Annotated in this window: 21 protein-coding genes; 9 read left to right on the top strand and 12 right to left on the bottom strand. The window is 40.9% G+C overall.

The window, feature by feature from the left end; translation table 11 throughout:
* The first annotated feature begins 433 nt into the window (after positions 1–433).
* Positions 434–2260, top strand: coding sequence for a DEAD/DEAH box helicase (locus HUJ22_RS06015; protein WP_290875238.1), 1827 nt, complete (start codon positions 434–436; stop codon positions 2258–2260).
* Between the two features lie 69 nt (positions 2261–2329).
* Here HUJ22_RS06015 and HUJ22_RS06010 read toward each other — a convergent pair whose 3' ends face one another.
* The 5 genes from HUJ22_RS06010 to folE all read right to left on the bottom strand — a co-directional run bounded on the left by HUJ22_RS06010 (position 2330) and on the right by folE (position 6366).
* Positions 2330–3043, bottom strand: coding sequence for a hypothetical protein (locus tag HUJ22_RS06010; protein WP_290875236.1), 714 nt, complete (start codon positions 3041–3043; stop codon positions 2330–2332).
* A gap of 235 nt (positions 3044–3278) precedes the next feature.
* Positions 3279–3761: a phosphoribosyl-AMP cyclohydrolase gene (gene hisI / locus HUJ22_RS06005; RefSeq protein ID WP_290875234.1), complete on the bottom strand. Its 483-nt coding sequence runs from the start codon at positions 3759–3761 to the stop codon at positions 3279–3281.
* 111 nt (positions 3762–3872) lie between these two features.
* The gene (gene yidD, locus HUJ22_RS06000; protein WP_290875232.1) at positions 3873–4193 is read right to left on the bottom strand and encodes a membrane protein insertion efficiency factor YidD; all 321 of its coding nucleotides are present in this window, start codon (positions 4191–4193) and stop codon (positions 3873–3875) included.
* Complete coding sequence (cysS, locus tag HUJ22_RS05995; protein WP_290875230.1) at positions 4193–5653, bottom strand: cysteine--tRNA ligase; 1461 nt, start codon at positions 5651–5653, stop codon at positions 4193–4195. Before cysS ends, yidD begins: the two co-directional genes overlap by 1 nt.
* Before the next feature lie 5 nt (positions 5654–5658).
* On the bottom strand, positions 5659–6366 hold the full coding sequence (gene folE / locus HUJ22_RS05990) for a GTP cyclohydrolase I FolE (protein ID WP_366870878.1): 708 nt from the start codon (positions 6364–6366) through the stop codon (positions 5659–5661).
* A gap of 184 nt (positions 6367–6550) precedes the next feature.
* Here folE and HUJ22_RS05985 point away from each other — a divergent pair, with 184 nt between their 5' ends.
* Both HUJ22_RS05985 and HUJ22_RS05980 read left to right on the top strand, forming a co-directional pair.
* Entirely contained in the window at positions 6551–6859 is a 309-nt protein-coding gene (locus tag HUJ22_RS05985) for a Dabb family protein (protein ID WP_290875226.1), read from the top strand.
* Positions 6860–6892: 33 nt separating this feature from the next.
* A complete protein-coding gene (locus tag HUJ22_RS05980; RefSeq protein ID WP_290875224.1) occupies positions 6893–7168 on the top strand; it encodes a Smr/MutS family protein in 276 nt (91 codons plus the stop codon).
* On the opposite strand, the gene HUJ22_RS05975 is transcribed toward HUJ22_RS05980, so the two are convergent.
* A complete protein-coding gene (locus tag HUJ22_RS05975; RefSeq protein WP_290875222.1) occupies positions 7155–7727 on the bottom strand; it encodes an acyltransferase in 573 nt (190 codons plus the stop codon). The two genes, HUJ22_RS05980 and HUJ22_RS05975, sit on opposite strands and share 14 nt — an antisense overlap.
* A 173-nt stretch (positions 7728–7900) precedes the next feature.
* On the opposite strand from HUJ22_RS05975, the gene HUJ22_RS05970 reads away from it, so the two are divergent.
* The 3 genes from HUJ22_RS05970 to HUJ22_RS05960 all read left to right on the top strand — a co-directional run bounded on the left by HUJ22_RS05970 (position 7901) and on the right by HUJ22_RS05960 (position 11928).
* A complete protein-coding gene (locus HUJ22_RS05970) occupies positions 7901–9736 on the top strand; it encodes a hypothetical protein (protein WP_290875220.1) in 1836 nt (611 codons plus the stop codon).
* 290 nt (positions 9737–10026) lie between these two features.
* Positions 10027–10584 carry a YceI family protein gene (locus HUJ22_RS05965; protein WP_290875218.1) on the top strand — a complete coding sequence of 186 codons (558 nt, stop codon included), beginning with the start codon at positions 10027–10029 and terminating at the stop codon, positions 10582–10584.
* 57 nt (positions 10585–10641) lie between these two features.
* Entirely contained in the window at positions 10642–11928 is a 1287-nt protein-coding gene (locus tag HUJ22_RS05960; RefSeq protein WP_290875216.1) for a hypothetical protein, read from the top strand.
* A gap of 206 nt (positions 11929–12134) precedes the next feature.
* Here the strand turns inward: HUJ22_RS05960 and HUJ22_RS05955 are convergent, their stop codons facing one another.
* Positions 12135–12728: a YceI family protein gene (locus HUJ22_RS05955; RefSeq protein ID WP_290875214.1), complete on the bottom strand. Its 594-nt coding sequence runs from the start codon at positions 12726–12728 to the stop codon at positions 12135–12137.
* 61 nt (positions 12729–12789) lie between these two features.
* Between HUJ22_RS05955 and hisN the strand changes: the two genes are divergently transcribed.
* From hisN to HUJ22_RS05940, 3 genes are all read left to right on the top strand, one after another.
* Positions 12790–13563, top strand: coding sequence for a histidinol-phosphatase (gene hisN / locus HUJ22_RS05950; protein WP_290875212.1), 774 nt, complete (start codon positions 12790–12792; stop codon positions 13561–13563).
* Positions 13564–15840, top strand: a complete 2277-nt coding sequence (locus HUJ22_RS05945; protein ID WP_290875210.1) for a hypothetical protein — start codon at positions 13564–13566, stop codon at positions 15838–15840.
* A 73-nt stretch (positions 15841–15913) separates the two neighbouring features.
* Positions 15914–16360 (top strand): nuclear transport factor 2 family protein, encoded by a 447-nt coding sequence (locus HUJ22_RS05940; RefSeq protein WP_290875207.1) that lies wholly within the window; start codon positions 15914–15916, stop codon positions 16358–16360.
* Positions 16361–16500: 140 nt separating this feature from the next.
* Here the strand turns inward: HUJ22_RS05940 and HUJ22_RS05935 are convergent, their stop codons facing one another.
* The 5 genes from HUJ22_RS05935 to HUJ22_RS05915 all read right to left on the bottom strand — a co-directional run bounded on the left by HUJ22_RS05935 (position 16501) and on the right by HUJ22_RS05915 (position 21386).
* The gene (locus tag HUJ22_RS05935) at positions 16501–16977 is read right to left on the bottom strand and encodes a hypothetical protein (RefSeq protein ID WP_290875204.1); all 477 of its coding nucleotides are present in this window, start codon (positions 16975–16977) and stop codon (positions 16501–16503) included.
* 197 nt (positions 16978–17174) lie between these two features.
* Positions 17175–18269, bottom strand: coding sequence for an ice-binding family protein (locus HUJ22_RS05930; RefSeq protein ID WP_290875202.1), 1095 nt, complete (start codon positions 18267–18269; stop codon positions 17175–17177).
* Positions 18270–18412: 143 nt separating this feature from the next.
* Positions 18413–18973, bottom strand: coding sequence for an AraC family transcriptional regulator (locus HUJ22_RS05925; RefSeq protein WP_290875200.1), 561 nt, complete (start codon positions 18971–18973; stop codon positions 18413–18415).
* Positions 18974–19168: 195 nt separating this feature from the next.
* Positions 19169–20464, bottom strand: a complete 1296-nt coding sequence (locus HUJ22_RS05920) for an ABC transporter permease (protein WP_290875198.1) — start codon at positions 20462–20464, stop codon at positions 19169–19171.
* A gap of 1 nt (position 20465) precedes the next feature.
* Positions 20466–21386 (bottom strand): ATP-binding cassette domain-containing protein, encoded by a 921-nt coding sequence (locus HUJ22_RS05915; RefSeq protein ID WP_290875196.1) that lies wholly within the window; start codon positions 21384–21386, stop codon positions 20466–20468.
* Between the last annotated feature and the right edge of the window lie 101 nt (positions 21387–21487).

Below are 21487 nucleotides of genomic sequence, written 5' to 3'. Positions count from 1 at the left end.
GATTTAATTACTTTTTTGTTTTGTCTAAATCTAACCATATCAAGAGTAAATTTTTAAGAAAAATCATAGTCAAACACTTTTGTTCTTACAGTAACAAAATAACGGTAGAAAAATTCACGATTAGGTGCGGTCATAAAGAAGCTGTGAAACAGGAGTTTTGGACCTGCGTTTTCTATTACGGTGATCAGAAATTAATTTCACAAAGATTTCATACCAGAAGATTTTTATGTGTATCTTTAGGGCTTATTAAAAATCGTGAGTTCGCGATAAGACTGGAATATTAAACTTTTCAGGTTTATAGAACCTTGCTGGCCTTTGTAAATCAAGCAGTCGTGCTTGCCTCTTGTCCATAGCTCACCCCAAATTTATTCCGGACAAGAAAACGTACAGCAAAAAATTTCTGAACGGGATTAAACCGACTAAAAAATACTATATGTCAACGTTTAAAGAACTGGGCCTGTCGCCCGAAATATGCCAAGCTGTAGAAGATCTTGGCTTCGAAACTCCAACAGAAGTACAGGAAAGAGCTATTCCTACTATTTTAGCTTCACAGCAGGATTTAATTGCCCTGGCACAAACCGGGACCGGGAAAACAGGTGCTTTCGGAATGCCTGTATTGCAACAAGTGGATGCCGGCTCAAGCAATGTTCAGGTTTTGGTGCTTTCACCAACCCGTGAACTGGCCATCCAAATTGAAAAGGATCTGAAGGCTTTTGCCAAACATCAAAAAGGTATTAAAACCTTAGCTGTATATGGCGGAGCTAATATCTCTACGCAGATACGCGGACTCAAGAATGGTGCTCAGGTGGTTATTGGAACCCCGGGACGAATGCTGGATCTGATCAAGAGAAGAAAACTGGATGTAACCAATGTTCGGTCTCTGATTTTAGATGAAGCCGACGAAATGCTGAATATGGGTTTTCAGGATGATCTGGATGCCATTCTTCACGACACCCCGAAGGAAAAACAAACGCTGCTGTTTTCGGCTACAATGCCAAATCAGATCTCCAAGATGGCGCGTAAGTACATGAACAATCCGGAGGAAATTCAGGTGAATGCCCGTAATTCCGGTGCGCTTAATGTGGAGCATCATTTTTACATGGTGAATGCCAAAGATCGTTATGATGCCTTGAAGCGCATCGCGGATGTAAACCCGGATATTTATGGAATTATATTTTGCAGAACACGTCGCGAAACTTCTGAAGTAGCTTCTAAACTTTCTAAAGAAGGTTATAATGCCGATTTGTTGAACGGAGATTTATCTCAGGCTCAACGCGATGAAGTAATGAATCGATTTCGAAATAAAGAATTGCAATTATTAGTGGCTACGGATGTTGCCGCCCGCGGACTTGATGTTGACAGTTTAACTCATGTTATCAACTATAATCTTCCTGATGATTTGGAAGTTTATATTCACCGAAGCGGTCGTACAGGTCGTGCCGGGAATAGTGGGATTTCAGTCTCTATTATTCACACCCGTGAAATGAACAGAATTAAAGCCCTGGAAAAAATGTCAGGCAAAAATTTCATCAAGCAAGACGTCCCAAAAGGAGAAGAAGTTTGCGGGGTTCGCATGATGGATATGGTTGAAAAACTGCGAACCACAGAAGTAAATCAGAAGCAGATTGAAAAATATTTACCGGAAGTGTATGAGCGTTTGTCAGATTTAGGTTGGCAGGAACTCATTCAGCACTTCGTATCTATGGAATTCAACCAGATTTTGGAGTATTACGAGCAAGCCGGAGATATTAATGCTACGGCTGGAAAATCTAAAAACAATAATAACCGTAATTCTTCCTCAAACAGAGGGAAGCGAAATTCAGGTGGAAATAGCAGCAACAGCCGTGTAGCTGAAGCCGGATTTACCCGCTATTTTCTAAATGTAGGCGGAAGAGACGGTTTAAACCCTGCTCGTTTGATGGGTGTTGTTAACGAACAGATGAACGGTAAAAAACCTGATTTTGGTAAGATCGATATCCAAAACAACTTTTCATTTTTTGAAGTGGAAGAAGGATTTGATAACAAATTGTTCGATGCCATGAACGGCGCTAAATTTGAAGGCCGGGATATTTCCGTTGAATTAGCAAAACCTGATACCAATGGATCTTCCTCATCTAATGGTTCTTCATCCGGAGGATATAAAGGAAAAGGTGGATCTAATTCCAAAAAAGGGAATAGGAAGTCTAAAGGAAGTGAACCTTTCAGTAAATCCAGAGGCGGAAGAATCAAGAAGAAGAGAAGTCCTGAAGTATATTCTTAATACTTAGCAAAGCCGAATATATTAGAAGCCCAAAATCAGCAATGGTTTTGGGCTTTTTTTATGAAACAATTAGAACTGTTTGAATGAGAATAGCGCTGTAGCAAAGTCAATCCAGGTTTGATTATTCCCTAAAGGAATGATCAAGTAGACGCCAATGTGTCCTATAATTACGGCCAACATAGCCGGGTGCCATCGCTTAAGTTTGTACATGATAATGCCAGCGGTAATAATAATTGCAGGGGTTGTGATCATTGCGATTTCAGCAAAACCCAGACTCCCGCCAAACCATAAAACAAAGACGAGTCCAAACCGGGCCAGTGCCGGCATCAATGCCCAAAGTACCGTTGAAACCATCCAGATGGCGTGTTCATCTATTTGTTTAGACTTGATGATGGCCATAATGACACTTACTCCGAACCCGGTAATGGCTACAAAATCAAAGAAGGAGACTCCATAAAGGAAATAGTCTGGTGCGACCCAGGGATCAATATCCGTTTGGGCAAAACGGATGTTTTCTGGGATCATTACAAGGGCAGAAGCAAATACGGCTCCGGCTAAAAACATGCCGATCTTGCCATATAATCGGTGTCTTTTAAGCTGACCATGGGTTGCCAGGTATGGTTGAATGATCACAAACATAAACCAAATAGTCGCCGATATTCCATGAATGTGATTTCCCCAGGAAGCGTTCGTAAAATTGAGATAGTAACTCCTCATAAACCCCAGTACCGCGATTGAAAAAGGAATGAGCAGCCACAGATGAAGATTTTTATACTTATCCATAGAAGTAGCTTTAATTATTACCCGAATAAAAATTTCAGGGATTATAGGTGCTTTAGACTAAAGATCCAATTTTGTAAATGTAAGGAGGGCTTAGAATTGCGTAATTAAAAAAGCTTCCTCCGCAGAGCATGCGGAACAAGATACATATGAAAGGCGTGAAATTTTGAACCTTGATTTACAGGATTTTGGGATTGCCGGGATTAAAAGAATCCGTGCAATCCACTAAATCCGCGATTCACAACTTGGTAGGATTTGGTGCATCCCCATAAACCTCTTTGGGATCAAAGACTTTTTCGTCTTCTTCGAAATTTAATTCACCGTCTTTTTTCTCAAATTCATCTTTCACAGGCACGCTGCGATAGAAGCAGGAGCGATAGCCTACGTGGCAGCTTGCACCGTTGCCCTGAACTTCAACCCGCAGCCATACACAATCCTGATCATCATCAATACGCATTTCTTTTACGGTTTGAACCAGTCCGCTGGTGGCGCCTTTATGCCATAAGGTTTCGCGACTGCGACTATAATATACGGCCTCTCCAATCTCGATGGTTTTCTTTAAGGCTTCTTCATTCATGTAGCCATGCATCAGAAGTTCGCCGGATTCATAATCGGTTGTTACAACGGGAATGAGACCGTCTTTCTGAAATTTTGGAGCCAGGTCGGTTCCTTCTTCAACTTGTTCTACGGTGAGTCTCTGTTTGAATGCTATTTTAGACATGTTTTGTAAATGATATGGTCATTCTGAGCGAAAGCGAAGAACCTTCAAGTATTTTACCTGTGAAGGTCCTTCGGCAGTAGCCTCAGGATGACTGAATTAGTTTATAGTTTTTTATTCAATATCTCTTGGAACGTGTATCAATTCGTCAGAAGAAGTCTCCTGTTCATCATTTGATATTGAATGTTCCGTGTTCAATGTTCTCCTTGGTACCGGGTCGTAACCCTCACCACCCCATGGATGGCAACTTCCGATCCTTTTGATGCCCAGCCAAAAGCCTTTTAATGGTCCCCATTCGTTCACGGCTTCAATCATATATTGTGAGCAGGTAGGGGTGTATCGGCAACTTTTACCCAGCCATGGAGATATGGCAGCTTGGTAAAACTTTACTAAGCCAATGATGAGTTTGCTGAATATGACTTTTATCCATCTCATTACTCAATCTCGAAGGAGGTACCTTCTTTTCCATCCATGAGCTGAACGCCCAAATCCTTAAGATCGTCCCGGATTTTATCCGAAAGTTCAAAATTTTTACTGGTGCGGGCTTCTTTTCTGATTTCAATCAAAAGTTCAATCAATCCTTTTGTGAGTTCTTCCTTGCCACCGGCTGTTTCTCGGGGCCAAATTCCCAGCACACCATCTACAAAATCATGCAAAAAAGACTTAATCTCATCCAGGTTTTCCGGGGCATTTTTGTCGTTGATCTGTTTGCGGATTTCCTTCAGCTTGTCAAATAATATGGCAATAGCCTGAGCTGAATTGAAATCATCATTCATGACCGCTTCGACTTCACTTTTAAGTCCTTTCAGATCAAAAGTATTACCGGAACCGGCTTTCGCATTCTCAATAGTATTTATCATGGAGTGCAGGTTTTTTAAACCGGATTCTGCTCCTCCAAGTGCTTCTTCGGAAAAATCGGTGGTACTTCGGTAATGACTTTGAAGTAAGAAAAACCGGATTATTTCCGGAGGCCATGCCCGTGTCAGAAGCTTGTGATCACCGGTAAAAAACTCATGAAGGTTGATCGCATTACCGAGCGATTTTCCCATTTTCTGCCCTTCCAGCGTCACCATATTGTTATGCAGCCAGTACTTCACAAATTGCTTGTCATGGGCACATTCGGCCTGGGCAATCTCACATTCGTGGTGAGGAAACTGGTTTTCCAAGCCACCGCCGTGAATATCAAAGCTTTCACCCAAATACTTGGTACTCATAGCTGAACATTCAATATGCCAGCCGGGATAACCGACACCCCACGGCGAATCCCATTTCATAATGTGTTCTGCAGATGCTTTTTTCCACAGGGCGAAATCTTCCGGATTTTGTTTGTCAGAGGCCGTTTTAACTCTCGTTCCGGATTCAGCATCCTCGGTTTTACGTCCGCTTAGCTTTCCATATTCAGGGTCTGAAGAGACATCAAAATACACATTGCCATTTACTTCGTAGGCATGGCCATTTTCGATCAATTTTTTGACCATTGCAATTTGTTCAGGTATATGTCCTGAAGCGCGGGGAGCTATATCCGGGCGAAGCACATTCAGAGCGTCCATGTCACGAAAATAGGTATAGGTATATTTTTCAGCTATTTCCATGGGCTGTACTTTTTCAATACGAGCCTGTTTGCTAAGTTTATCTTCCCCTTCTTCTGCATCATCTACCAAATGCCCTACATCAGTGATGTTTTGAACATAGCGGACTTTATAATCAAGGTAGCGCAAATAACGTAGGATTACATCAAAGGAAACATAGCTTTTGGCATGACCGAGATGAGCATCTCCATAGACAGTAGGCCCGCAAACATACATCCCTACATGCGGCGGATTAAGCGGCTCAAAGGGTTCTTTTTTACGGGATAGGGTATTATAAACGTGAAGTTGATTATTTTTATCAGCCACAGCGATTATTGAATCTCGGTGTTGGTTTTTATGTAGTCAATGAATTTTTGCTGGGTAGCTTCACCTTTAAAAGCTCCGCGGTATTCCGCAGTAATCGTTGTACTGCTGATGTCTTTAATTCCACGGGTGGAAACACATAAATGCTTGCTGTCTATAAAAACGGCAACATCTTCAGTTTCAAGTGCTTCTTGTAATTCGTCTGCAATTTGGAGGGTAAGACGCTCTTGTACCTGTGGGCGACGAGAATAATAATCAACGATTCGATTAATTTTGGAAAGGCCGATTACTTTTTTCCCAGACGGAATGTACGCTACATGCGCCTTTCCAATAAACGGCAGGAAATGGTGTTCACAAAATGAAGTTACCTGTATATTTTTTTCGATCAGCATGCCGTTATAGTCGTAGTTGTTGTTGAACTGACGAGCTACAGGTTTATTCTTAGGGTTAAGTCCCTCAAAAATTTCTTTTACGTACATTTTAGCTACCCGGTGCGGGGTTCCTTTCAGGCTGTCATCGTTCAGGTCTAATCCTAATGCATGCATAATTTCGGCAAAATGCTCCTGGATGATTTCAATCTTTTCTTCATCTGTTTTATCAAAAGCGTCATCGCGCAAAGGAGTATCTGCTGCTGTACCTATATGGTCTTCGCCGATTTCTTCGGCAGTGATTTTATCTAAATCCAATTTTTTTAATATTTCTGGGTTTATTTTCATGGAGAACAGGGTTAACCTGTGCCTTTAAAACAGAACCCTAAAGTTAAGGGTTCCTTTGATTAATTGACAGCGGTAGAACTTTGAACGTTGAATTAAGGGATATTGAAAATTTGAGTGTCATTGATTGGGATTTTCGATGACTTTGGAGATATTTCTCAGAACTCAGAACTCAGAACTCAGAAAAATGATCAAACACATAGTAATGTGGAAGTTAAAGGATGTGGCGGAGGGTAAGACCAAGGCTGAAAATGCAGAAATCATGAAAAAGATGTTGGAAGATCTTCCGTCAAAGATAGAGGAATTGAAATCAGCAGAAGTTGGAATAAATATTTTAGAAGGGGATAGTGATGCGATCTGTGATGTGGTACTGACGGTAAGTTGTGAATCAGAAAAAGATTTGCAAGTTTATGCGGCTCATCCTGATCATCAGAAAGCAGTCTCGTTCATCAAGAAAGCAGTGAAAGAACGCCGGGTTGTGGATTATATTAAGTGATTTGTTAACAGTGAGTAGTTATGGAAATTCGCTATGTCTGAGATGGAACCGATGGAAATACCAATTGATGGGGTTTTAGACCTTCACCTTTTTAATCCTAAGGAATTAGGCGATTTGATTCCGGATTATATAGAAGCTTGTCTTGAAAAAGACATCACATCCATTCGGATTATTCATGGAAAGGGAAAGGGAGTGCTTCGCCGAACGGTTCACAGTTTGCTTGAGAAAAATCCTTATGTAGAGTCTTACAGTCTGGCCAGTGACAGAAGTGGGTGGGGAGCAACCGTGGCAGAGCTTAAGAAAGTTTAGATACTTTCTGGTTGTTGAGTTTGTATTCTTCCTTTGATTCCGGACAAATAGCTTTTCCATTTTGATCAAAGTCTAATCTATGCCCGTATTCACTTACCCAGCCAATTTGCCTGGCAGGATTACCAACCATAAGTGCATAGGAGGGAACGGGTTTTGTGACTACAGATCCGGCTCCAATCAGGCAGTATTTGCCTAATTCATTTCCGCAGATGATAGTGGCGTTGGCCCCGATTGTTGCACCTTTCCGAACAAGTGTTTGTACATATTCATCCCGACGAACAACAGCACTTCTTGGATTAACTATATTTGTGAACACCATGGATGGACCTAAAAAAACATCATCTTCACAAATAACGCCTGTGTAAACAGATACGTTGTTCTGCACTTTCACATTACGCCCCAGTTTTACTTTTGGAGAAATCACTACATTTTGGCCAAGGTTACAATTTTCTCCAATTTCTGATTCAGGCATCACATGGGTGAAATGCCAGATTTTGGTTCCCTTCCCAATGTTTGCTCCGTGGTCAATAACGGCGGTTTCGTGTGCAAAATAATCCATGAACTCCTGTTTTTGTTCGATGGGATATTAGGGAATGTTGAGGTAGAGTGAAAGTGACAGAAGCAGTCTTTATAAAAATCACTTAAACACATAATTCTGTAAACAGTTTACTGTGAACTGGTTATTGATTTCAGTATCCTTTAAGGCATAAAATATGAGCTATAAACGAAGTGATGAACAATACTAAAAAACAAAGTTTAAAAGAACAGTTAAATAATCAGGTCAGCCGCTTAGGAGAGATGATTATTCGACTGGGTAAAGCAAGTACGCAGTTTTCCTATATACGGTTGGGATATTTTATGGTAGCAGTTGCCGTGTTATATCTGATTTCCCGAACCGGAAACGACGGAATTTTCTTTACATCCTTACTCGCCTTGTTAACGGGGTTTATATACCTGATTTCCCGGCACAAGAAAGTAACGGATCATCGCGATCGCCTTTCTTTTTTAAAGCAACAGAAGCAGCAACATATAGCCCGAATGGAGTTGGACTGGGAAAATTTGCCGGCCTATAATTTCAAAGAAGATTTTAAAAATCATCCTTTTGCAGAAGACCTTCATATTTACGGCCATTATTCACTTCATCACTTACTCGATACTTCAATATATGAAGGAAGTTCAAAACGCTTGGCTGGCTGGTTATTAAATGAATATCCTGAAAAAAATGAAATTGAAGAACGTCAGCAGTTGGTTCAGGAATTGATCCCCCTCGGTGGGTTTAGAGATCGCTTGCAGGTACAGGCTTTTATGAGTAAAAAACAGATTACAGATAAAGATTGGAGTATGGATCAGCTTCTGAAATGGATGCGAATTTCTCGCAAGGTAAAGTTTAAGGGTACGCTTATTACTCTTTCTGCTCTTTCTTTGGCTAACATCATATTACTTATAACTGCTATAGCAGGTATCACCGGGCCTTATGTGTTAATTACTTTTCTTGCGTATTTAGGAATCTATAATTTTAACAGTCACAAAATTTCGGGTTTATTTGACGCGGGGTATCAAATAGAAAAGCAGATGAGTCATTTCGGCTCCATACTGTTATATATAGAACAGTATCAGTTTCAGGAGGGGACGAAGCTGAAAGACTTTTTCAAAGTCCTTAAAAATCCGGATGAATCGCCCTCACTGTATTTGAAGAAAGTAGCAAAATTAGCCGGAGCAGCATCACTTCAAACCAACCAGGTATTATGGCCGCTTGTGAACATGGTAATTCCATGGGATATGTACTTTTCGATGAAAATGGAAGAGTTGAAAACAGAACTTGAACCTAAGCTATCACAATGGCTGGATGATTTTTATGAATTGGAAGCACTGAATTCCATAGCAAATTTTGCTTACCTGAATCCCGAATGTAAATTTCCAAAGATCACGAATGATCAAGAAATTTGGTTTAAAGCAGAAGATCTGGGGCATCCTCTTATTCCTGATGAAGAGCGGGTTACAAATAATTTTGAGGTTGAAAGAGGAAAGGGACTTTTTTTAATAACCGGCTCTAATATGGCAGGTAAAAGCACTTTTCTACGAACCGTAGGCATTAATCTTGCTTTAACTTTTTCCGGAGCTCCGGTATATGCAGCTTCCTTAAAAACCAACCTGTTCCGGTTATTCACCAGTATTAATGTAAAGGATTCTCTGGAAGGAGGACTTTCCCACTTTTACGCAGAAGTGAGAAGGTTGCGCCGATTACTGAATGAGTTGGAGGAAGAACATGAATTACCATTGTTCTTTTTTGTAGACGAGATTTTTAAAGGAACCAATAACCGAGAACGATTCAGAGGCAGCACTGCTTTCCTTAAATACGTAGCTGATAAGAATGGAATTGGAATGGTATCTACTCATGACCTTGAACTTGCCTCCCTGGAAAAAGAGATTCCTCAACTCAGCAATTGGCATTTTTCTGAAACCATAGAAGGGGGTAAGATGAGTTTCGAATACAAAATAAAGCCCGGTCCCTGTCCCACGACAAATGCTCTTAAGATTATGGAAATGGAAGGATTGCCTGTTAAGTGATCATTAATCATTCATTAATGGAACAAAGTCAGCAGTGTTTTCATTTAAGCGATTGAATCGAATAGGTATGCTTTTCTTATAAAACCTATGGTTAAAAAATAGTTCGTAAATCTTCATTATTTCTTCACAAATGAATTAAAGAGAAGTCTTTATAAGTGTTTATTAAAAAGTACTTTGTAGGATAGAAAATTTTATTTTTTTCTTCATTATTTCTTCATGAAGATAGAGGATCTTAGCAATGAATTCATTAATCAAGAATTCAAATTAAACGAAAACAAATGAGGTCGAAAATGTATAGAATTTTAATCACACTAATCTTGTCACTAAGTACAATGGTGCTTTATGCTCAAAATTACAGCACCGTAGCAGACGAAAGCCAGGTTATAATAAACGGTACATCTAATGTTCATGACTGGGAATCAAAAGCTGAACAATTCTCAGGAACAGCAACCATCGAAATCGAAGAAGATTCGTTGATTTCCATTTCAGAATTGGAATTCAATGTAGTAGTAGATGGCATTAAAAGCGGTAAAGGAGGCATGGATAGCAAAACTTATGATGCTTTGAATAAGAAAAAGTATCCAAATATCGTATTTGTGCTTTCCGAAGTAACCGACATTCAAGCAAATACTCTTATGGCTAATGGTAAACTTACCATTTCGGGAGTAACTAACACCATCCAGATGGAAGTGGAATATGAAGTTTTGCCAGATGGCGCCATTTCCTTCAAAGGAACTCAACCTATTAAGATGACGGATTATAACGTCGATCCCCCTAAAGCTATGTTCGGAGCCATTAAAGCCGGCGAAGACGTAAAAGTGACTTTCGACGCCAAATTCGCTCAATAACAATACAACACTTTTTAACCAACTAACTAACCAACAACATACTAAACCCTTAAGGTCATGAAATCACTAACCAAATATTTCACTATGCTGCTTATGACTTTCATTGTGGGCGCTTTTGCTACCACCTTGCAAGCTCAGGAGCGAAATAACATACAATACTATACCCCGCCTACACAGGCCGGATTGAATGTGTTTGAAGCCCCTTTTACTACTGATGTAGAATTCGACGGAGTGTATGTCCGCATCGGAGGCTCAAATACCCTGCAATTCCAGGGATTAAGTCATGAAAATGATGCTAACAGCCTGGATGATTTAGAGTCTAATTTCAATCTGGCAACATCAAATTTAGACTTTGATGTAGCATTGGCTCCGGGCATGAGAATGCACTTACGTACCTACCTTTCTTCTCAACACCATGCTGAAGCTTGGGTGAAAGGCGGATACCTGCAAATCGACAGTTTTGACTTTATTGAGGAAGGATTCCTTTCAAGTCTCAGCGACAATATCCGAATTAAAGTAGGTCACATGGAAAATAACTACGGAGATAACCACTTCCGTCGCAGTGATAACGGTGCAGCCATCTTGAACCCATTTGTAGGTAACTACATCATGGATTCCTTCACCACTGAAGTTGGTGCTGAAGTTTATTACTACACCGGTGACATCTTTGGAATGGTTGGTTTAACCAATGGTAAATTGAACCAAAGTACTGTTGAAGGTGCCGTAGATACCAAGCCTTCTTTCCTAGCTAAATTAGGATACGACAGCCAGGTAAATGACGATTTAAGAATACGACTAACCGGTTCTATGTTCCGTGTTTCTCAAAACGCTTCTATTTACCTGTACTCAGGAGACCGTGCCGGTAGCCGTTACTACAACGTAATTGAGCCAGGCAACTTCCGATCAGGACGATTTGCTCCTTCATTTGCCGTTTCTAGTCGCGCTCCGGGTGGCCCAATTGCAGGTGAAATGACAGCTATTATGATCAACCCATTTGTGAAGTTCCAGGGTCTTGAGTTCTACGGGGTATTTGAAAATACTTCTGGTGCTATCGACAACGGTGAAGACACTCGTTCATACACACAATTAGGTGCAGAATTGCTCTACCGTTTTGGCGCCGGTGAAGATTTCTATCTTGGTACACGTTACAACACTGTATCTGGTGAAGAACCAAATGGTGATGAAATTGATATTTCAAGAATCAACATTGGCGGTGGCTGGTTCATGACTGAAAACGTAATGACCAAATTAGAATATGTGAAACAATCATATGATGGCTTCACCGGTGACTATGCCGGAGCCGAATTTAGCGGAATCATGTTAGAAGCTGTGATTAGCTTCTAATATACCGACCTCATAGGAAGGGGGTGCGCTGTGAAAGGCTCGCCCCTTTTTTTGGCCGGTATTAAATTATAGCCGATTGGAATGGATGAGTTTCTCACCTTTCAGTCGGCTATTTTATTTGTGTAAACTTTTCGAATTCGTGGAGAGACAGAATTTTATTATTTAGGCAGGGTTGAGCAAAAACATAGATTTACTATGTTTTATTATCAGGGCTGCCGCCGAATAACCAGATCGAATTCAATATCCAGTTCATCTTCTACTTTTATGAGGCCCAGCATAGGGGAAGGGGGAGTCAGGCCAAAATCGGTCATGTAGAGCACTTTGTTACCGCCTACGGTAAAATCTTCTTCACTGCTTGAAAACGTATTTAAGGGTACAGTGTATTTTCTTTCAACCCCGGCAATTCTGATGGTGACTTTGGCTTCCTGAGGAACAATACCGGTGGCCTCATCTAATACCAGCTCATTAAGTATGATTTCGATAAACGGATATTCCTTATATTTGAGCGTACTTCGGAAATCTCGGTTAATGGCTCTTTTCCCACAGTCAAACTGATCGATTTCAAGAGCCAGTAAAACCCCGTTAACGGTTACTGTATCTGCTTCTACCTGATAGGAATAATTTAAAGAATCCTGCTGAAGATCGTGTTCTGCCTGACATCGAAATTCATTTACATTTGATTTTCCTTTAATGCTTAACTTGCTTTCGTTGCTAAGCCGGACTGTGTCGTTTTGAGCATGCGAAAGCATGGGCATGACACACAAAGCAGGTATTAAAATTTTTGGCAGGATATTTTTCATACTCATAGTTTTGGCAGAAGGTACGTGATTAGTTTAAATATTTGATGAACATACAAAGGTAATGATAAAAGAATTATTAGATGCAGCAATTGAAATTGCTAAAATTGGCGGAGACCATACCCTTAAATATTTTAAACAGGATGATGTTGAAGTAATATCAAAAGCAGACGACTCTCCTGTTACAATAGCTGATCGCGAAACCGAACAGATCATTCGCAAGGAAATACTCAAAAGATATCCTGAACACGGGATTATTGGCGAAGAATATGGAAAAACCAATGAAGGCAGTAATACTCAGTGGGTACTTGATCCAATCGATGGAACAAAATCTTTTATCCATGGCATCCCATTTTACACCACTTTGATTGGTATATTAATTGACAATGAGCCGCAAATAGGAATAATATATGCTCCGGCCCTGGAGGAATTGTGTGCAGCGGCTATTGGTTACGGTGCCACATTAAACGGAAAGCCGTGCAAGGTTAGGGATATACATAAGCTGGAAGAAGCCACTTTTTTAGTTACTGAAATTGATCGGTTCCGTCAGCTTGGGCAACAGGAACTATTTCAGGAATTGTTGAGCCGGACAAAAATTCATCGGACCTGGGGCGATGCTTACGGACATATGATGGTGGCCTCCGGTCGTGCCGACCTGATGTATGATCCCGAACTGAATATTTGGGATGCGGCCGCGTTATTACCTGTGATTCAGGAAGCGGGCGGAGTATTTAGCGATATGAAAGGCCGTAAAACCATCCATTCCGGAAATGGATATTCAACCACTAAAAAACTGTTTCCGAAAGTAAAAGAAATATTTGACGCACATACCAAATAAATGAAGAAAGGATTCCTAACACTACTTGTTTTATTAATCAGTTCCGGTGTAGCAATTGCACAACATAACGTTGACGAATGGCAATATGAGTCATATCCGGATCTGCCTTTTGTTCTCAATCATATAGTACTGGATCTCAACATCGATAAGGATGTGCCGCTTATAGAAGGTGTGGGGAAGTATTTGATTACCTCTCGCCGCCCGGGACTTAACGAAATAGTGTTTAATACATCAGATTTGGAGATACAGGAAATTTCAATTGATGGAAATGGAGTTGAATTCCGGGTTTCATCGGATTCGCTCATTATTCAATTAGCAAATGATTTGGCTCCCGGAGAAAACGCTGAATTGACCATTACCTGGAGAAGTTCATCCCCGTATGGAATTCTTAAAGATGCATACGGAAACCTATGGACTTCTTTAAACCCCAAAGCCCGTCATCACTGGCTTCCTGTTCCTGACCATCCCGAAGTAGAAGCTACACTGGATGCATCCATTACCCTCCCGGCTGAGCATGAACTGGTTTTCAATGGGATAAAGCAAAGTGACGAGATTGTTTCAACGGAGGAAAAAGTTGTGGAGTGGACGGTAAAGAATCCAATCCCGGTATCAGGGATCAGTTTGGCGGCAGGAGACTTTACAAGAGTAAATGCCCGGTCAGGAGTGCGTGAAGTTTCTTTTTATGTGTCAGAAAATGTGCTTTTACCTGAGGTAAGGGATGATTTGCTTTCCATAGCAGTGATAAGTTTGAAAGAATATGAGCGGAAACTATCTTTTGAATTTCCCTACGAATCGCTGAACATTGTAGTGCTGCCCGACAACCATTGGGAGGAAATACAATCGGGTGCCGGGATCATTTATTTGTATCAGAATTTGGGATCGCTTTCTACTCAATTACGAAGAGGGTTGGCTGAGCAATGGTTTGGGAATTATCATCGATACCTGAATGCACCGGATAATAAATATGAATTTTTAAAAGTGATGGTGACGGGAACCTCGGGAACGGAGCAGTTATCAAATCCCGATGAGTTGCAATCAGTGCACCGCTGGAATTTATGGGAGCAAGGAATTGAGTTTTTGGAAAATGATCATTTAAAGGATGTAATACGGGGATCATTACCGCAATTAGTTCAGCGATTTGAAGGAGTGACCGGATGGAGCGACTATGCTGACTTTTGGTACGAAAGAACCGGAATGTATTGGGAAGTTTTACCGGAATTTAAGGTCCGGGAAGAAGAGGAGCCGGTTGAAGAAGCGTATGTGTACAATGTAGAGTATGTATATGATGAAATGATTGGCAAATTAACCCTGAAATTTGAAGCCCGGGGACAAGCAATACAATCTTTGGTCACCGTAGAGGTTAGAGAATATAGCTTCACTGATACGACCCGCTCAGAAATTTCCTTTACCGGTGCTTCGGACGCAGTTGACCTAAATATATCACCCGGAATCGATTACGTGACACTGACACCGGTTTCCGATATTGATGTGACCCTGGAGGAAGAAAAACCTTTTATGTTTTGGATCAAGCAGCTTCGAAGTTCTGAGCCCCAGGAACAAATTCAGGCTGCTCAACGGCTTCAAAACTACATTGATAACCCGGATTTACAGCTTGCCCTTCGTGATGTGTTAAGAGAAGAAGAAAACCCTGATGTAAGGGCTGCAATGATGGAGACACTTTCACTTTTAACCAAAAATGCTTCAGGTACTGAGGAGACGTTTCTTGAAAACCTGAACTCAGATAATCTTTCGGTAAAATTATCGGGCCTTCGTGCATTGTCAAACTATCCGGAGAACGACCGGGTGCTGTATGCGGTACAAAACGCATTACTCAGAGCCGAGCGAGATACCGTTTTTAATGCAGCATTGAACACTTATAGTCAAATTGCCTCTGCGGATGAATTGGTGACCGTAGCTGAGCGATTTTCACAAAATGAGGGGGGAGGCAGAAAAGCCATCCAGATTCTGCTAATAGCCGCTCCGGCTGATACTTCCCGCAAGTCCATCACAATCGCAGATCGGTATGCCTTGGGAAGTTTTCCTTATTCTGTACGAAAAGAAGCACTGACTTTATTGATGGAGCATGAGCAGAACGAAGATTATTGGATGCAAACATTAGAGATGTTGTTTGAAGATCGTGACCCAAGAGTCCGTTATTTTTCGTTGCAAGCTGTTAAATATTTATCTGAAGAGGATGCTCAGGCGATGCTTAAAAACCGGTTAAGCGAAGAATTGGATCCAAGGGTGTTAGCTAAAATTCGTGAGTTAAAGAATTAAAGGATTTTTTAACCCTCATTTATTCCCGGCAAATTTCCTATAATCATGCTAACACTTAATTCAATCCAATTTTATGAGAACGATTGTCCTTTCTTCTATTTTCTTAATTATTCCAATGCTTGTTTTTTCTCAACCCGGAAATGATGAACAATTGTTGAGAAATTTGCTTGACGAGTTTATGGAAGGGGCTTCTTATAACGATCCTGAAGTACATAACCGGTTTTGGGCGGAAGATCTGATTTACACCAGCTCTAGCGGCAGTCGAACCACCAAGGCAGATATTATGGGTGGAATGAGTGAGGCGGCAGATCGAAGTGAAGAACCCGGTACCAGATATCACGCAGAGGAGGTTCAGGTAAAACTATATGGAAGAACGGCAGTAGTGGCGTTTAAATTAGTAGCTGTAAGCACTGAATCGGACGATAATAATACAATGGAATATTATAATACGGGAACTTTTATCAAGCAAAAAGGAGAGTGGCGGGCGGTTGCGTGGCAAGCCACCAAGATTCCCGAATAGATGAGATACCGTCATGTGAAGAGGAAGGGATAAACCTTTATCAGAAGGATGAATTCATCAAGTTATGATAAATCCATCCTTGTTGATAAAGCCCGAAAACCCAAACCCATTCTGAAGTATATTGGGGAGTTTTATTATTATCAGTTAGTGTCACCGTAAGAATCTCGAACAATGGTACCTTCGGTAAAATCATCGGAAGTGTACAATACTTTACCTTCTTCAAATTCCAGAAACCCGGCATCGTCTTTATAAGTGTTGCCGGAGACCACTTCAAAATAACCGCTTCCGGCATCTACGTGAAATGCAATATTGACGCCAACTGCTTTCCCATCAACGCTGGAAAAGTCAATGAGAGATGCATCCCCTTCCGTTATCCAATGGAAACTACCCCCTCCACCGGTGATCTCCTCACAGCCATCTGATTCATAACAAAAAGCAATGGCTGCATCGCCATCCGTAGAAATTTCGAGATCTCCGGTACCGGTGTTAACTGCCCTGATGGCCAGCCCGTTATTTTCTAAATCAGAGTCGTCATTACCGGAATTAGTCGAACTGTCTTTACACCCGATAGTGAGAAAAAAAGCAAATATTAAAAAAGCAGAAAAACGTAACGTCATAATAGTTTTAGTGAAATAAGTCTAAGGTTTTAATTTCACAGGTTAATACGAGACAGCATTCAGAAAGGGCTCATTTAAATTGAATTCTGCTAAATGGATGATGGGCATAAAAAAAGCAGCCCCGGTTCTCACCGAGACTGCTTTAAGTGTTACATGAAATGTTACACTTACTTCTTTAAAGAAAGTTTTTGAATTATTTATTGTTGAACTACGGTATTGCCATCCAATACTACGGCTGTTTGAGCCAGCATACGGCCATTCAGAGTAGCACCACTGTTTAAAGTGATACCTGTCATTGAAAGGATAACACCTTCAAAATGAGTGGTTGTTCCAATCGTTACTTCACCGGCTACCTGCCAAAAAATGTTTTCGGCTAATGCACCACCACTTAGGGTAATATTTACGGCTGAGCTTAAAGTCAGGTTTTCAGCTATCTGGAAAATCCATACGTCTTCAGCACTACCGGAGATGGTAATATCTGAGGGTATGAGTACAGTATTAGTCCATTTGTAAAGGCCAGAAGTAAGTGTTTTACCACCGATGTTTCCGTCATATAACTCAAAGAAATCAGGGTTTGGACGGCCTGCGGCATCGTTATAGGCTGTGATCATGTTCTCTACAGCTGTGGTCAGATTAGAAGGTGTAGGATCGGCCATGTCGGCTGCAAAAATCTGTCCGGTTACCTGATCTGATGTTGCATATCCAGTATTAGCGGTTAATGCAAAACCTGTGATGTAAGAAGTTGCTGCGGGACTTAAACCCAGATCTCCGGTTATTGCAGAAGTCGGGTTGTTATTGATTGCTGTTTTGGCAAGAATAACATAGTCGCCTGCAGTTCCAAGATCTACAATTGCTATAGGTTCATTTGAACCCGCAGTTGTAAACTTCCATTCAGTATTTGCAGTAAGAGCAACGTTCTGAGCGCTTTTTGCCCCGGTTGTGATATTTGCAGTATAAACATCAGCAGATGCAAAAATATTTGTGGCAGTATATGTTGCTGTGGTTCCGCTATAAGTTACGGTGCCCGGAATTGTTGTAGTCCCTTGTTTTAGGGTAAACGTAGTAGCATTAATAGTTGCAGGATCCATGGCTTCACTGAAAGTGATGGTAACTGCTATATTGCGCGCTACATCTGCATCGTTATTTGCAGGGCTGGTAGCCAGAACCGTTGGAGCATCGATATCAGGGTCTCCGTTGTCGCCGGTATTTTGATTGTCACACCCTACCATAAAAACAGCCAGAAAAAGGGCTGTAAAAGTAGAATATTTAAAAAAAGTATTTATTGATTTCATGATTTTGTAATTACCCGATAAAACGGGTTGATGTGATATAATTATCACAACTACAATTAACATAAAATTGATTCTGTAAGTGTTACACAGCGAAATAATAAACTTACATAAATCACTGATTTTTTATGATATATAAATCATCATTAAATATCTTCCAGGTTACCTAAGCGCTTCTTTTTCAGTTTTTTGAAGAAAGAAGGAGTGAGCCCGGTGATTTTTTTGAATTGATTGGAAAGATGTGCCACGCTGCTGTAGTGTAATTTATGTGCTATTTCAGTAATATTTAACTCATCATAGAGGATCAATTCTTTAGCTTTTTCAATCTTATGCATGATGATGAACTGCTGAATGGTTACTCCCTTTACTTCTGAGAAGATATCCGATAAATAATTATAGTCTTTCCCCACTTTTTTGCTAATGTAATCCGAGTAATTTTCTAAAGGTTCATCTTCCAAATAGTGTATCATCTCTATGATCACGGTTTTAATTTTATCGATCAGAATCTGCTTTTTATCGTCCATAAGTTCTAATCCGGACTTAAGCAGGTTAATTTTTAATTGTTCCCGTTGTTCAGCCGTGATGTCCTCGAGAATCTCTATGGTACCCAATTCCACATTCACATAACGCAAGCCAATTTTCTCAAGCTCTTCTTTGACCAGCATTTTACACCGTAGACTCACCATATATTTGATATATAATTTCATAGCTTTTCTTGCAGTTGCCGGTAAAAATTAACGGGTATAACAGCACTTAAGATAACGGTTCGCTAATACCAAACCATTAGAATAGTACGTGCGCAGTTGGCTATAAAATATCGTCGAAAATGCGTTCATTAGTGTGGAGACTATAAAAAAAGGACAAGAAAACCTTGCCCTTGTCACTTAAGTCTTTTACCTGACCTAACTTTGCTTAATCCATTTGGCAAGATCTTTAAAAGTGGCCTTTTTGCCATACATCAAGATACCCACACGATAGATTTTTGCGGCCAACCACATAATGCCAAAGAATGTGGCCACCATCAGCAAGATCGAAAGGAAGATTTGCCAGCCCGGAACGGAGGTAGAAGCAATTCTCGAAATCATGTTGATGGGAGAGGTGAGGGGGAAAATGGAGATGAAAGTTGAAAGGCTGGAATCCGGAGACTGCATTACTTTAGTATTCAGAAAATAAGCAACAAAAATCGGCAACCCTACAATGGGCATAAATTGCTGGGAATCTTGTTCATTTTCAACGGCAGCTCCGATGGCCGCAAACAAGGCACTGTATATCATGAATCCCAGAAAGAAAAATAGTATGAAATAAATGAAAATAGAGGGTTCAATTATCATATTTTCGAGTATTGAAGCATCGAAAGAAGCAGCGGCTTCGGTTGTGCTTTCGGGAAGATTGCTCATTTGTGCTTCTATGATCATTCCCGCAACGGGAGCGGCGGCAATAGAAAGGCCAACATAGAACAAGATCCATATCCCAAATTGGGTCAGTGCCATGGATAATACCCCAAGTAACTTTCCATACATAAGTTCAAGGGGTTTCACTGAGGAGGCAATAACTTCCAACACCCGGTTGGTTTTTTCTTCAATTACGCTGCGCATAAGCAAAGCTCCATAAAAGAAAATTCCGAAAAAGACCAACAATCCGAGAATGAATCCAATGGCGGAGGCAAACACAGTGTTATCTTCTGATTCACCTTCTTCTGTCAGTTTCACAGCTTCAAGTCCGGTTCGGGTTTCAAATATATCCCGAATTTCAGCTGATACGTTTTCCCGGGAAAGCCGTTCTTCGCGAACTGCATCTCTTAAATCAGATCGAACAGCCGATAAGAAAGACAAGCCACCGCTGCCATCATGAACCAGGGTCGGGCTTTTTGCATGCGTAATAACCGAATCTGTCAGCACAATAAAGCCGTCCAATCCGCCATCCAAAACCCGGGCACGGAGCGTATCAACAGGTCCATTGCCTACATCAAAATACCTGGCTTCATTAAGCTCAACTAAACGCTCAACCAGTACATTCGTTTCGTCAAGTATACCGATTTGTTTTTCGACTTCTGATTCTGAAATGCTGATATAAACAACAATGCCCATAAAGGTTACAAAAGCTAAAGGGGTGAGTGCGGTGATGATGATGAATGATTTACTTTTTACCCGGGTAAGATATTCCCGTTTCAGTACCAACCAGATTTTATGTAAACTCATTTTATTGGATCTCTGCTTTTTTAATATTGTCTTCCCCAACGGTGGAGATAAAAATTTCGGTTAATGAAGGTTCAATACGTTCGAACCTATGAATCTCGGCATGGTCCATGGCCAGTCTCAATATGTTCTGCATATTTTGGCCGTTCAGTACACGGATTTCTGCAAAATTTGTGGAGCGATTATTAATTCGAACGTCTTCCAGTTCGTCGAGAAAAGAGCCGTCGCCCTCAAATTCCAGGTTAATGGTATTTTCGCCGAAGGAAGATTTAATCTCCCTCAGTTTACCGGTCAGTACGGCCTCTCCCTGATTAAACAGACAGATATCATCACACATTTGCTCTACTTGTTCCATGCGGTGGGTAGAGAATAAAATAGTTTTGCCTTTATCACGGAGCTCAATGATGATTTCTTTTAAGGTCTCACTGTTGATGGGATCGAGTCCGCTGAATGGTTCATCAAAAATATAAATATCCGGATCATGTGCTATGGTGGCAATGAATTGAATTTTCTGGGACATCCCTTTGGAAAGTTCTCCGACTTTTTTCTTTTTCCAGTCCGATGCCCCGAACCGCTCCAGCCAGTATTCGATTGCTTTCCTGGCCTCACCCGGATTTATTCCTTTTAGCTGGGTGAGATACATGAGCTGGTCAAAAACTTTCATCTTTTTATACAAGCCGCGTTCTTCGGGCATGTAGCCAATCATTTTCTGGGTCTCTGGGCTTGCTTCAACCCCGTTAATGCTAATGTTACCGCTATCCGGAGTGATGATGTAATTAATCATCCGAATGGTGGTAGTTTTACCGGCCCCATTTGGACCCAGTAACCCAAAAATTCGCCCTTTTTCTACCTCGAAACTGACGTCATTTACAGCCTTGGTTTTACCGAAAGCCTTGAAGACGTTTTTCACTTCAATTATTGCCATAATTTGATTTTAGAATTGAAATTGGAGTACCTCAAATAGGTATAGGAGTAACCTCATAAAACTTTGAAATATGCCGTTGATTATTTTGGAAGATGCCCAAA

Source organism: Gracilimonas sp. (genome assembly GCF_014762685.1).
GTDB lineage: Bacteria > Bacteroidota > Rhodothermia > Balneolales > Balneolaceae > Gracilimonas.
The sequence above is the reverse complement of the archived record's forward strand: the minus strand, read 5'-3'. Positions and strand labels throughout refer to the sequence as shown.

Excerpts from the sequence above, each read along its gene's own strand:
- HUJ22_RS06015 (WP_290875238.1), top strand. The coding sequence starts at position 434 with ATGTCAACGTTTAAAGAACTGGGCCTGTCGCCCGAAATATGCCAAGCT.
- HUJ22_RS06010 (WP_290875236.1), bottom strand. The coding sequence starts at position 3,043 with ATGGATAAGTATAAAAATCTTCATCTGTGGCTGCTCATTCCTTTTTCA.
- hisI (WP_290875234.1), bottom strand. The coding sequence starts at position 3,761 with ATGTCTAAAATAGCATTCAAACAGAGACTCACCGTAGAACAAGTTGAA.
- yidD (WP_290875232.1), bottom strand. The coding sequence starts at position 4,193 with ATGAGATGGATAAAAGTCATATTCAGCAAACTCATCATTGGCTTAGTA.
- folE (WP_366870878.1), bottom strand. The coding sequence starts at position 6,366 with ATGAAAATAAACCCAGAAATATTAAAAAAATTGGATTTAGATAAAATC.
- HUJ22_RS05985 (WP_290875226.1), top strand. The coding sequence starts at position 6,551 with ATGATCAAACACATAGTAATGTGGAAGTTAAAGGATGTGGCGGAGGGT.
- HUJ22_RS05980 (WP_290875224.1), top strand. The coding sequence starts at position 6,893 with ATGTCTGAGATGGAACCGATGGAAATACCAATTGATGGGGTTTTAGAC.
- HUJ22_RS05975 (WP_290875222.1), bottom strand. The coding sequence starts at position 7,727 with ATGGATTATTTTGCACACGAAACCGCCGTTATTGACCACGGAGCAAAC.
- HUJ22_RS05970 (WP_290875220.1), top strand. The coding sequence starts at position 7,901 with ATGAACAATACTAAAAAACAAAGTTTAAAAGAACAGTTAAATAATCAG.
- HUJ22_RS05965 (WP_290875218.1), top strand. The coding sequence starts at position 10,027 with ATGTATAGAATTTTAATCACACTAATCTTGTCACTAAGTACAATGGTG.
- HUJ22_RS05960 (WP_290875216.1), top strand. The coding sequence starts at position 10,642 with ATGAAATCACTAACCAAATATTTCACTATGCTGCTTATGACTTTCATT.
- HUJ22_RS05955 (WP_290875214.1), bottom strand. The coding sequence starts at position 12,728 with ATGAAAAATATCCTGCCAAAAATTTTAATACCTGCTTTGTGTGTCATG.
- hisN (WP_290875212.1), top strand. The coding sequence starts at position 12,790 with ATGATAAAAGAATTATTAGATGCAGCAATTGAAATTGCTAAAATTGGC.
- HUJ22_RS05945 (WP_290875210.1), top strand. The coding sequence starts at position 13,564 with ATGAAGAAAGGATTCCTAACACTACTTGTTTTATTAATCAGTTCCGGT.
- HUJ22_RS05940 (WP_290875207.1), top strand. The coding sequence starts at position 15,914 with ATGAGAACGATTGTCCTTTCTTCTATTTTCTTAATTATTCCAATGCTT.
- HUJ22_RS05935 (WP_290875204.1), bottom strand. The coding sequence starts at position 16,977 with ATGACGTTACGTTTTTCTGCTTTTTTAATATTTGCTTTTTTTCTCACT.
- HUJ22_RS05930 (WP_290875202.1), bottom strand. The coding sequence starts at position 18,269 with ATGAAATCAATAAATACTTTTTTTAAATATTCTACTTTTACAGCCCTT.
- HUJ22_RS05925 (WP_290875200.1), bottom strand. The coding sequence starts at position 18,973 with ATGAAATTATATATCAAATATATGGTGAGTCTACGGTGTAAAATGCTG.
- HUJ22_RS05920 (WP_290875198.1), bottom strand. The coding sequence starts at position 20,464 with ATGAGTTTACATAAAATCTGGTTGGTACTGAAACGGGAATATCTTACC.
- HUJ22_RS05915 (WP_290875196.1), bottom strand. The coding sequence starts at position 21,386 with ATGGCAATAATTGAAGTGAAAAACGTCTTCAAGGCTTTCGGTAAAACC.